The organism is Longitalea luteola (assembly GCF_017356035.1).
Classification (GTDB): domain Bacteria; phylum Bacteroidota; class Bacteroidia; order Chitinophagales; family Chitinophagaceae; genus Niastella; species Niastella luteola.
Genome location: NZ_JAFIQX010000009.1, coordinates 72,824 through 85,650, shown reverse-complemented (window position 1 = coordinate 85,650; position 12,827 = coordinate 72,824). Strand labels below are relative to the sequence as shown.

The 12,827-nt window shown below is 48.5% G+C and carries 5 protein-coding genes; 2 read left to right on the top strand and 3 right to left on the bottom strand.

The features are described 5' to 3' along the window. Positions 1-340: 340 nt before the first annotated feature. Together JUB15_RS20250 and JUB15_RS20245 are read left to right on the top strand one after the other, a co-directional pair. Complete coding sequence (locus tag JUB15_RS20250) at positions 341-2,686, top strand: glycoside hydrolase family 2 TIM barrel-domain containing protein (RefSeq protein WP_207514469.1); 2,346 nt, start codon at positions 341-343, stop codon at positions 2,684-2,686. Positions 2,687-2,778: 92 nt separating this feature from the next. Then, entirely contained in the window at positions 2,779-3,675 is an 897-nt protein-coding gene (locus JUB15_RS20245) for an aldo/keto reductase (protein WP_207514468.1), read from the top strand. 241 nt (positions 3,676-3,916) lie between these two features. Here the strand turns inward: JUB15_RS20245 and JUB15_RS20240 are convergent, their stop codons facing one another. From JUB15_RS20240 to JUB15_RS20230, 3 genes are all read right to left on the bottom strand, one after another. Further along, positions 3,917-7,579, bottom strand: coding sequence for a DUF7948 domain-containing protein (locus tag JUB15_RS20240; protein ID WP_242696442.1), 3,663 nt, complete (start codon positions 7,577-7,579; stop codon positions 3,917-3,919). A 66-nt stretch (positions 7,580-7,645) separates the two neighbouring features. Next, on the bottom strand, positions 7,646-8,743 hold the full coding sequence (locus JUB15_RS20235; RefSeq protein WP_207514467.1) for a PorP/SprF family type IX secretion system membrane protein: 1,098 nt from the start codon (positions 8,741-8,743) through the stop codon (positions 7,646-7,648). A 284-nt stretch (positions 8,744-9,027) separates the two neighbouring features. Next, positions 9,028-12,690, bottom strand: coding sequence for a DUF7948 domain-containing protein (locus tag JUB15_RS20230; protein WP_207514466.1), 3,663 nt, complete (start codon positions 12,688-12,690; stop codon positions 9,028-9,030). Positions 12,691-12,827 lie beyond the last annotated feature (137 nt).

Here is a 12,827-nt window from a genome sequence, read left to right as displayed (position 1 = left end):
AGGCAAAATATAAGAAGCATCGAAAGGATTTAAAACGCTTAGACAAAACAAAATTTAGTATTATATTGCACCGGTCGTAGAAACTACCTATAGATGTTTCCTGTAATGCATGTGTGCGTTGCGGTAATTGAATAAGGAAAAGTACCATTTCTGTTCAATAAAAACTGTTTCGCTAAACATGCTACAACTATAGGATAAAGTATAACCCCGCCAACAAAAACCGCAGAGAAGAGTAACCGCTGAGGTATTCTTACTGCTGGCGAGTTATATATCTGGTCAGTAGTTTTTATACGGTTATGTCTGATATCTTATTTAGTAGCTACTTATCCATACACCTGAAATGAAAAAGACTATCCTGCATTTGTTGATCATGCATGGGATTTTAACCCAGGCGCTTGCACAGGGAACCGCAACCCACCCGAGTTTAGGGACAGCTGAAGACCATTCCGCATTGAGAGGTCTTTATGGTTCCAACGATCGTGCCAATAACAATATTAGAGCCAAGCTGCCGCTGCCTGCCTTACTGGGACAACAGGGACTTGCCAATAATAATTTTTATAGCACAGCAGCCCACAACAGGGTCTTCGATTCTTATATAGAGAGGGTAACTATCGATGCCAAAGCATCCGGCGACTTTACGATGCAGGTATTCAGCAGTGGTATTCAACCCGGTCAAACCATCGAGTTCCAGGTGTTGGATCCCAACGGTAAACCCCTGGGCGAACCTTCAACGGTGAATGCTGCTGAAAAAGCGGATATCAAAAAGCAGTTTTCCATGATCAGAACATGGAACCCCGAGAACCCGCACCTGTACCAGATCGTATTGACATTAAAAGACGCATCCAAACAAGTATTATACACGTTTACCAAAAAATTCGGTTTCCGTACGGTAGAGTCAAAGCCTGATGGTATTTACGTTAACGGCGTGAAAGTGATCTTCAAAGGTATCAATCGCCGCAGCGCTGAACTGGGTAATGCAAGAACATCTGAAGAAGCTTACCTGTCAGACATCAATACCATGAAGGACCTGAACATGAACGCCGTTCGGTTATCATATTATCCCGTTGACCCGCACTTCTTCGACCTGTGCGATTCCATCGGTTTATTTGTGATCAGCGAGCTTACTGGTCCTGATCCAAAGAAAATGATCAAAGATGTTGTGTTCAGCGGTTTGAACCATCCTTCTGTAGTATGCTGGTCAACCGGTCCCGAACATGCCAGCAATAAAGAGCTGGATAAGGAATTTGACCTGTACGATGTACAGAACCGGTATGTAATTCATCCCGTAGCCAAAGAAGGTAAAAAGAATTCAGATTTCAATTCGGTAGCCAACTCTATTATTTATGGCACAGAAGCCTTTACACCTGTAGAAATTGGGAATGGTATCTATAACGGCGGTCGTGCAGCTGGGTTAGATGAGTTCTGGACAGAGATGAGCAAATCATCTAAATTCTCCGGTACCTTCCTTGCTTCTTACCGTGATGAGAATGGGATTGAATCCGCCAGCGGCTATGATATCAAATCAAAAGAAAAATGGGCCAGCTATTATGCCATCAAAGAGATCTGGGCGCCACTGTCTTTTGATATCAGCAACCTGACCTCTTCGTTCAATGGCGTGATTAATGTGGAGAACAAGTTCCTGTATACCAACCTTACCAGGTTAAAATTCAACTGGAAACTGGTGCTGTTCCCCAAGGCCACGCAGAAGACGCTGGAGCCATTGGTGGTTGAAGAAGGAAAAGTAGAATCACCTTATACCGGCCCTGGCGAGAAAGGTCAGTTGAAGTTTAACTTCACCCAGCCCTGGATCCATTGCAGCGCCCTCGTATTAAGTGTATTGGATAACAAGGATAAGGAAGTATATACCTGGACCTTCCCCATCATGAAGCCGGAAGATGTGGTTAAGACCAGTCCTGAAGTAGCTTCTATCTCTACTATCATGCGTACGGAAGATCCTGAGCACCTGTCGCTGGTATGCGATGGTATCAACTATATCTTCGATAAAAAGAATGGTAACCTTACAAAAGTATATGTAGGTAAACGTGACCTTCCTTTCAATGGTCCGTTCCTGGCAGGCGTTTCTGGTTATACTTTGGCCGATTTTAAACACCTGGTAAAAGACAACACGCATACCGTTGATGTTACTTATAAAGGAGAGAATACCTTGAATGTTAAATGGACATTCCACACCGGCGACCTGCCCCGGATGGATTATTCATACTCCATGAAATCGCCTGGCGAATACGTTGGCATCACTTTTAAATATCCCGAAGAAAAGATCGTTGGTATGAAGTGGTTTGGCCGTGGCCCCTTCCAGGTTTGGAAGAACCGCCTGAAAGGACAACAGCTAGGCGTATGGGAAAAATCGAACCGCGGCGGTAATAATGCCGAGTTCAAAGGATGGCACGCTGATGTTTACTGGGTTCAGTTCCAGACAAACATGGGTAACTTCACTTTCTATACCGATCAGCCAAACATGTTCCTGCAAATGTTCAGTCCGTTGAAACAGGGCGGCGCCCTGCTGAATGAGTTCAGCACCGCACCCTTCCCTGATAACGGGAACATTGGCTTCATGCACCACATCAGCGGTTTGGGCACCAAGCCGGCTGACAATGTAGCTACCAAAAGCCTGAAAAGCGCCAATGAGCAACTGAGCGGCAGTATCTATTTCGATTTCAGATGGTAATTTAGCACTATAATATTTCCTTATAACTAAGGTGTGCCACACTTTCAAAGTGTGGCACACCTTTTTTGCTTTTAGTTTATATTTATGCCATTATGGAATATGTACAATTAGGTAAGTCAGACCTGCATATCAGCCGCATTGGCTTTGGTTGTATGTCATTGGGCGACGATGATGCTGCTAATGAGAAGATCCTGCACCGGGCATTTGACCTCGGCATTAACTTTTTTGATACCGCCGACCTGTATGCAAAGGGCATGAATGAAGTATCTGTTGGCAAAGCGCTTAAACCGCATCGCCAGAACCTGTATATAGCCACCAAGGTGGGCAATCAATGGCGCGAAGATGGCAGCGGGTGGGACTGGAATCCGCGCAAGGAATATATTCTGAACCAGGTGGAAAAGAGCCTGCAACGGCTGCAAACCGATTATATCGATCTGTACCAGTTGCATGGCGGCACCATCGATGATCCCATAGGCGAGACCATTGAAGCCTTTGAGTTGTTAAAGCAGCAGGGAAAGATCAGGTATTATGGCATTTCATCTATTCGCCCCAATGTGATCAGGGAATATATCAAACGGTCGAACATTGTGAGCGTGATGATGCAGTATAGTTTGTTAGACCGACGGCCCGAAGAAACATGTTTGTCACTTTTACAGGAAAATAACATCGGCGTGCTGGCAAGAGGTGCGGTAGCACAGGGCTTACTGGTGAATAAACCATCGAAGACTTACCTGAATTATTCGCCGCAGGAAGTGGAGCAGGCCGCTGCTGCCATCGATGCCGTCTCGAACAGGCAGCGCAATGCAGCGCAAACAGCCATTCGCTTTGTATTACAGCATCCGGCTCTTACAGCAGCCGTGGCCGGTATCAGGACAATGCAGCAGTTGGAAGAAGCCGTTGCCGTGCTGCAGACGCCCGCACTTACCGTTGAGGAAATGGCGATCTTGCAAAATGCAGTAGTGGCTAATAAGTATGAACAGCACCGGTAAGGTAATTAGCTAATTACCTAATTAGCTAATGAAATACAGTTTCAGCTCCATCTCTGGACCTTCGGCCACAAAAGGCTGAAGGCTAAAGGCCAAAGGCTGAAAGCTGAAGGCTAAAGGCTGAAGGCATAAAGCTAAAGGCAAAGCCAGCGTTTAAATGAAAGGATGCCGGCCTGCAGGCGGCAGTTTCAAAATTCCGGAACAAGCGTTAGGCCTTAAGCGTTAAGCATTCGGCGTTAAGCGTTTAGCGTATTAATGTAATATCTCCCGTCTTCCGCAGCTTCTGCCCGTCGAAGAACTCTACGTCTAACGTGTAGGCATACACATCCATTGGTTGCAGCTGGCCTTTATGGGTGCCATCCCAGCCGATGCGGCGATCCTGCGTTTCAAATACCAGCTTTCCCCAGCGATTATAAATGCGCCAGTTCATTTTGGCAATACCAAAACCGGTTACCATTACAATGCCGTTGCGGCCAAAGCGGCCGGGTGTAAAGGCATTGGGCACATCAAGCAACGGATTGATCAATGCCTGTACCGGTTTACATATCGTATCGGTGCAATAATTCTCAGACACAGCCACCAGGCAAACATCAAATGTGCCGGTAGCATTGAACTGATGCATGACAGTATCAGCCGTTCTTTTAGTAACCTGTTCCCCATCGCCAAAATGCCATTGGTACTCTACGGCAGGGCCCGACAAATTCGTAAAGATGGTAGGTTTATTCACCTCAGGCGTTACGGGCGAGAAGGCGAAATCGGCTACAGGTTTTGGATACACGTTAATCTCTCGTATGGTGGTATCCGTTTTATTACAGGTGTTGGTGTCGATCACGATCAGGGAGACCCGGTAAGTGCCCACATTCGGATAGGTATACACAGGGTTCACTTCCGATGAACCGGTGCCATCACCAAAATCCCAGGAGAATTGCTGCCCCGCCAGCGACGTGTTGTTAAAGATGGCTGTATAGGGCGCGCATCCTGAGGGTGGCGTTTCGAAACGGGCATCTACCAGCGGCGATACCCGCAACTCGTGCAATGCAGTATCAGGCGAGTTACAGTAAGCCGTATCGTTTAAGATTAACCTGGTTAAATAGGTGCCCGAAGAGCCATAGGAATGCTGTATGGTTTGCGCGCCCGGTGTAATGCGGGTACCATCCCCAAATTCCCACGTAAAGCTATTGGCATTAAAAGGTTTGCCGGGCGGGAAGGTGGAAGTATTGACAAACTCATAGTTCAGCGATTCGCAGGGGTCTAATTTTTTGACTGTATAACTAATGTGCGCTTCATCATCACGTACATAAATATTTAAATAAGCGGTGTCGCGGATATTACAGGAACTGGAGTCTATTGCGATCAGCCGCACCCGGTAGGTACCCACTGAAGTAAATGTATGCGTCACGTTGTATCCGGTGGTCTTTACATCGGGCGTTCCATCACCGAAATTCCATTCATAACTTTTGGCATCGAGTACGGTATCGGCGAAATTCAATGTGAAGGGCACACAGCCAACCGTATCGAAATTACCGTTGAAATATGCTTTAGGACCAGAGCCAACACCGGAAAAATTGAACAGGATCTTTACAGCGCCGAGGTTACAACCAACATTGCCCGTTCCGTTCCTGGCCGCCCATACGCCTGGTGTTGTGGGGTAGGGCTGGGTAATGGGGGAGGAACTGGTCGTGTTGCCAAAACAGTTAGCGCAAATGGCCTGGTAAATGGCGCCCTGTTTATCGAAGCGGCTGGTGCCTCCATCCACGTGTTCGCCAAAACCGCCGTTCTGTCCGAAGTAAGTGCCATATAACAGGGAGGCTGCGTTCCTTTCCAACACGATGAAATAAAAGTCACGGTCATCAGTCACCGATTTCAGGGCATCCCGCGTTATCGGCATATTGGCTACGCCGCCCAGGTCGTAAGGGTCTCTGGAATTTGAATGCCAGCCGCCCCAGCCGGATACATACACATTTTCGCAACGGTCAACCATGAACGCTACAGGGGATATATTGGGTCTGCCGCCGCTGCCAAAAGTGGTGGAATATTCAATGCCCGTTAGGTCAGGTTTCAGTTTGCTGACAAATTGTTTCGTACCCGGATTGCTGTAGACGGCATTGATAACCGGCCAGTCGCCCCGGCTGGTACCCATTACATACGGGTAGTTAAACTGGTCGAACTGGATGCCGTACACCAGGTCGATCTGTTTAGTGCCCAAATACGTGGTGCGTTTTATAATTGTGCCGTCATTGGAGAAAATAGTAACGTAGCCATCAATATTACCAACAAGGGTATCGCTGATAAACCTGTTCTGGAAACCAGGTACGGTACCCGGCAGGTTAGCGCTCGATGTGCCGCCGGCTACATAAATATCGTTGGTGTTTGGTTGTAAGGCCAGTACAAAGGCTGCATCATCGGCCGACCCGCCGAGAAAGGAGCTCCAGAGGATCGAATTGCAATTGGGATTTATTTTGAGCACTACACCATCCTGTGCGCCGGCTCTCTTATTTTGAAAACCACCGCCCCGCATCGGAAAATCGTCTGACTGCGATTGTCCGGCCACGTAAATAAAGCCGGCATCATCCAGGATCACTTCACTGTGCGAGTGATCGCCATAGTTCCTGAGCAGGGAAACACTGCGGAATGGATTGGTTGTGCTGCGGGTGACGAGCTGATCTTCAATATTCAAACCATCGTTTTGTGTACCGCCTATGCGCATGGAGCCAATAATGGCAGTGCCGGTGGCGTTCAGCTTGGTGACGATCATATCACAGGCGCCACCAGGACCGTGAAGCGTACCCGGATAATCGGAGGAATAGCTTCTGCCCAATACCACCAGGTTACCCTGGTTATCGCAATACAAACTGTGGGGAACATCATCTTCGGTACCGCCCAGGTAAGTGGCATACACGCGGTTGGCGCCGTTGGGACTGAACTTGAAAATGCCTATGTCGATGCCCCTGACGCTACCGCCCGAGTGCGTGGTCTTATAAGCCCCGGGTGAAACCGGAAAACCGCCCGGACTGAACACGATACTGCCTGAGAACAGCGACCCATCGGGGCCGGGCGTGGCGGTGAACCCATATTCATCGGTGGTAGAGCCGGTAAACGTAGAGAAGATGATTGCCGGATCGATCACCAGCGTACTGGTCTTCGCATAATCGGCGGTTTTATACCGAACGATATTTTTACCCTCCAGTTTATAAGCACAGGATGTTTCCTGTTTACCATGTATTTTATCGAATATATAAGAGTAGGGGTAAAGCTCTCTCACTTCACCTACACTTGTTTTTATGACCAGCTCACTGTTCTTTACCGACAGCTTATCGGCCCCATCGTATTTCATGACGATATTGCCGGGGTCCCCGCCGGGATTCACGATGATATCGTATTTCAACCGGCCGCTCTCTGAATAATACCGCACATCGATGTTCGGATAAATATTTTTATAGATCACCGCCTGGCAGCTTTTTATATTGGTTCGCCATTTGGAAGGATCATTGCCGATAAGATAATTGCTGTAACCAGGTAATACTTTGTCGGGAATAATTTCAGGGTTTTCGGCGGCGCCTATGAACTGCACTTTGTAGGCATGCGATCGAATGGTGAAGCTGTTACCGGCAATCCGGGCAGGTAACGAAGGGCTGTTCTTTGTTTTTGGTCTGTTGGTACCGCTGCGACCGGTTAGGCTGGCCTCGTGACCATCATGCAGCTGCTGAAGGTCTTCTGTATTATGTTGTACAACGGTAAAGCCGTTCTTCTGAAGAAAGAAATTGCCGGTGGGCAGATCGCTTTTGAAAGTAACCTGTTTGTCCCACTGTCCTTTATTTTCGGTAAACTCAAAAGTGGATGGACCTTGCGCTACTGATCGAACAGCGCTGCTGATAAGCGCTATTGCCACCAGGATATGTTTAACCAAGATTTGCGTTTTCAAAGTGTAATTATAGGAAGGTTGCAATAATATAAATTACTGCGAAGCCGTATTCTAATATTTAAATGATGGACACATCGATTGTCTTCTGTCCCCGTTGTATTCATTATAGAACCCGTGCCGCAGCAGGGCAAATTCAAAAGCGCCGCGGGAATGGTTATATTGTTTCAGCGATGAGGTGGTAGCATCATAAGTGAACATGAGCTTAATGGTCTTCCACTCAAAGCCTATCATGGGGATCACTGCATCGCCCGGGCGATAATATAAACCGCCGAGCAATTGGGTTTCGCCATCGCCTGAGAGATTGTACTGCACATTACCACCGGCTACCAGCTCACTGGCTTTCGCCGTGCTGCTGAAATAAGCCATGGGATTCACGATCACCTGGTCGTTCAGTTTTATGCTGGCATTGGCAAAAGCGTTGTACCGGCGGGGAATGCGGGAGTCGAAGTCGGCCGCATCATTGTAAAAGAACGATTCACGTGGCTGGTTAATATGCCATACAGAGATACCTCCGTTAATATACAGCCTGTCGGTAGGGAAGTAGGCATAGTTTACGCCCACCTGCATATCGAAATAATTTACATTAGGCTGATCGAGCACAACACTGGTAGGCAGGTTGCTGTCGAAGAACTTGCCATCGAACTGGTCGGGAAATTTAAGATCGGTGGTATTGATGCGTTTGTTGGCCCAGCCTACATTGAAGCCGGCCGATAACAAATGCGCTACCCCCAGCATCTGGTGATAGGCTGCCGAAGCGTATATTTTCGTTGACGTGAGGCTGCCTGAACCGGCTACATCGCGAAGAATAACGCCGCCCAAACCCAGCCAGCCGCTTTCGATACGATCTCTGAATACCTGCGCATCGCCCCAGATGCTCATTGTTTTGTAGGGAACGCTCATGATCGTTGACCACTGATTGCGGTAATTGATACCCACCCGGTAGTCGGCATCGGGAATAAATCCGGTATTGGCCGGATTGGTAGTGAGCGGGGAGTTAAACCATTGCGAAAAATGCAGATCCTGCGCTGTTGCTGGGAACCAAAAGCACACGATACATAAAAATGGCAGCATCGCCGTTTGTAGAAATCGGTTTAAAATGTCCCGGGTCACAGGAGGCCGCACTGTTTTAGTTTCTGTAAATGTCTTCATAACCACCTGTTCTAAAATTACAATTTGTTGTACCACCGTCAAGCTTTCAGGGAGCTTTAACGTATTATTATCAAAACGCATAACGCTCAGGGCTTAACGCTTACGCCAAAAGCTTAAGGCGCAAGGCCTAACGCCAAAAGCCTAAGGCGCAAGACCTAACGCTTAAGGCCTATTCCTGCATTTTCAGACTGCCGCCTGTAGGCGGGCATCCCGATTTCAAACGCTGGCGTTGCCTTTGGCCTTCAGCCTTTAGCGTTCGGCGTTTGGCGTTTCGCGTTCCGCGTTTAGCGTATTAACGTAATATCACCTGTCTTTCTTAGTTTTCTTCCGTCGGAAAATTCCACGTCGAGCGTGTAGGCATATACATCCATGGGTTGCGGCTGGCCTTTGTAGGTGCCATCCCAGCCCACTTTCCGGTTATTCGTTTCAAATACCAGTTGTCCCCAACGGTTATAGATCTTCCAGCTCATTTTGGCAATGCCAAAGCCCGCAACAGAAATATAGCTGTTCCTGCCAAAGCGGCCCGGTGTAAATGCGTTGGGTACATCCAATAACGGATCTATCAGCGCTTCCACAGGTTTACAGATCGTATCACTGCAATTGAACTCATTGAAGGTAATGAGGCAGGCATTGAACGTACCGGTTGAATTGTACTGATGGCCAACTGTATCCATCGTGGTTTTGATGGTAGAATCGCCATCGCCAAACAGCCATACATATCGAGTGCCCCCGGTCGATAAATTAGTGAATACCGTAGGCCGGTTGGTCACCGGCGGAACGGGCGCTACCGAGAAATCGGCGGTAGGCAGCGGATGCACGCCAATGTCCATATAGGTAGCGTCCTCTTTGTTACAGGTGCTGGTATCAACAACCCGCAGTGTTACCCGGTAAGTTCCAATATTGTTATATACGTGAACCGGGTTCACTTCGTTGGAAGTGGTGCCATCGCCAAAATCCCAATAGAACTCCTGGCCGGCCAGTGATGTGTTATTGAAAACAGCCGTATACGGTGCGCAACCAGACGGCGGTGTTTCGAACCGGGCGTCTACCAGCGGCGACACGCGCAATTCTTTCTCAATGGAATCCGGCGAGTTACAATAGGCTGTATCGTGTAATATCAATCTCGTTTTATAGGTGCCGGCCGATGCATAGGAATGCTCAACTACGCGGTCGCCGGGTGTTACGCGGGTACCATCCCCAAAATCCCAGGTAAAGCTGCTGGCCTGGAAGGGTTTTGTGGGTGGGAAGCCGGTGGTATTTTCAAACCGGTAATTCAGCGATTCGCAAGGCTGTAATTTGTTGGTAAGAAAAGCCAGGTCGGCCTTGTCGGCACGTACATGTATGTTCACATAGGCAGTGTCGCGGATGTTACAGGTGGTAGAGTCAATGGCGATCAACCGTACCCGGTAATCGCCCACGGCGCCAAAGGTATGCGTTACCTCAACATCGGTCGTGCTAACATCAGGTGTGCCATCGCCAAACGACCATACGTAACTTTTCGCATTGAGAACCGTATCCTTCAGGGTAACAGTGAAAGGCACACAACCAAGCGAGTCTACCGCGCCATTGAAATAAGGTTGCGGGCCCGATGCCACCCCGGCAAAGTTGAACGCGATCTTGGCCGCCGCCAGGTTACAGTTCGAAGTGCCGGTACCGTTCACGGGGCCCCATACGCCGGGTGTAATAGGGTAGGGCGCTGAAATATTGCCTACCGAGCTGCCGAAACAGTTGGCGCAGATGGCCTGGTATATTACGCCCTGGGCGTCATAGCGGCTGGTGCCGCCATCTACGTGTTCGCCTTCGCCGCCGCTTTGGCCAAAGAAGCTGCCATATAACAGGGAGGCTGCATCTTTCTTTATAACTATGAAATAAAAATCGTGATTGTCAGTGACGGTTTTCAACGCATCAGGGGTAATAGGCATGCCTGCTACGCCCGACATATTAAAGGGGTCGCGGCCATTGGCCGAGATCCAGCCGCCCCAGCCGGAAATATACACATTCTCACACCGGTCTACCAGGAAAGCCACCGGCGAAATGTTCGGGCGCGCGGCACCGTTACCGAATGTTGTTGAATAAACAAAGCCGGAAAGATCTGGCTGTAGTTTCGCAATGAATTGCCTGGAATTACCGCCATTATAGGCTGCATTTACGATGGGCCAGGTGCCTTCCGTAATACCCATAATGTAAGGGATATTCATTCTGTCGAACTTGATGCCGTATACGGCATCAAAAGCGCCCGTGCCCATATAGGTGCTGCGGATGATGGTAGAACCGTTATTGGCTATCTGGGCTACAAAACCATCGGTAGCGCCCTGGCTGCCGCCCTGGTATACGCCGCTTTTGTTACCGGGAAAATTGGTGCTGGTGGTGGCGCCGCCCACATAAATATCATTGTTGCCCGGGTTAACGGAAATGACAAAAGCGCCATCATCACCACTGCCGCCGAGGTAACTGCTCCAGATCACATTGTTACAGGTAGGGTCTATTTTCATTACCACACCATCCTGGCCGCCGCCTGAGGCGGTGCCGAATACAGAACCGATGATCCTGAAATTATCTGAACGCGTTTGTGCGGCCACGTAAATGTTTCCGCTATTATCCAAAGTCACTTCACTGCGCGAGTCATCGCCGTAGAAGCGTAGTGTTGATGTTAAATTGATGGAGCCGCCTTCCTGCATATCACTCACGTTCACACCATCGGCGCCCGCGCCGCCAATGCGCAGCGAACCGATGATCGCAGTACCGTTTGCATTTAATTTGGTGACGGCAATATCAGCGCCGCCGCCGGGACCCACCAGCGTACCGGGGTACCGGGACGAGTAGGTTCTTCCCATCACCACCAGGTTGCCCTGCGGATCACAGATAAGACTATGCGGGTAATCATTGCCTTCAGCGCCCAGGTAAGTGGCGTACATTCGCTGGGAGCCATCGGGACTGAATTTAAAGATGCCCATGTCTACACCACCATTGGTCGATCCGCCCTGGAAAGAAGATTGATAAGCACCGGGCGATACCGGGAAACCGTTCCCGAACACAATACCGCCCGAGTATAAAGAACCATCCGGGCCGGGCGTTGCCGTAAAACCATATTGGCCCGCTCTGCTGCCTGTGAATGAGGAAAAGATCAGCGAAGGGTCAATAATAAGTATGTTGTTGGGAGCGTAGTTGCCTACTTTGAACTGTACGGTATTTTTATCGGCCAGCACATAGGAACAGCTGGTTTCCTGCCTGCCTTTAACCGGATCGAATTGATAGGAATATGGATAAAGTTCCTTTACATCGCCCACCGATGTTCTTATGATCAGCTCTTTATTTTTAATGAGCAATTTATCGGCTCCTTCGTAGCGCATGCGGATGTTGTTCACGTTACCACCCGGATTCACGATGAGGTCGTATTTCAGGTGACCGTTATCGGAGTAATAGCGCACATCGATGTTGGGATAAATATTTTTATACAGCACCGCCTGGAAGGTCTTTACGTTACTTTGCCATTTGGAAGGATCATTACCGATAAAATAATTGCTGTAGGTAGGTAATGGTTTATCGGGCGTTATTACCGGATTTTCAGCAGCGCCTATGAAAGTAACCTGGTAAGCATGCGACCTGATCTTGTAGCCGGGCATGGTAGCGGTATCTTCGCCCGGTTGCTGCGGTTCAAATTTTTTGTCTTTAACCGTGCGGGCATTTTTTTTGTCAGCGGTATGTTGTTCACCGGCGCCGTGCTGCCGGTGAAAATAACGCTGCAGATCGCTGGTATTATGCTGCACTACGGTAAAGCCATTCGGATGCAGGTAAAAATCACCTGCAGGCAATTCACCTTTGAATTTAATTTTACTTTCCCATTGGCCTTTGTTCTCTGTAAATTCAAATGTTGATGGCCCGCCCTGAGCTTTTATTTCAAGGGCTGTGATGGTAAGAAGAAGTATGATCAAACTAATTCTGCCCAATGCCTGTCGGTTTTCGTTTATATAATTTGAAACAAATCTCAATCTATTCTTACCTGCCAGACAATATTAACGCAAGATCTTCTTGCAGCGTATAATAAATCGCAGGAGGTGAAACTAATTAAAAGTAACGTTACTCC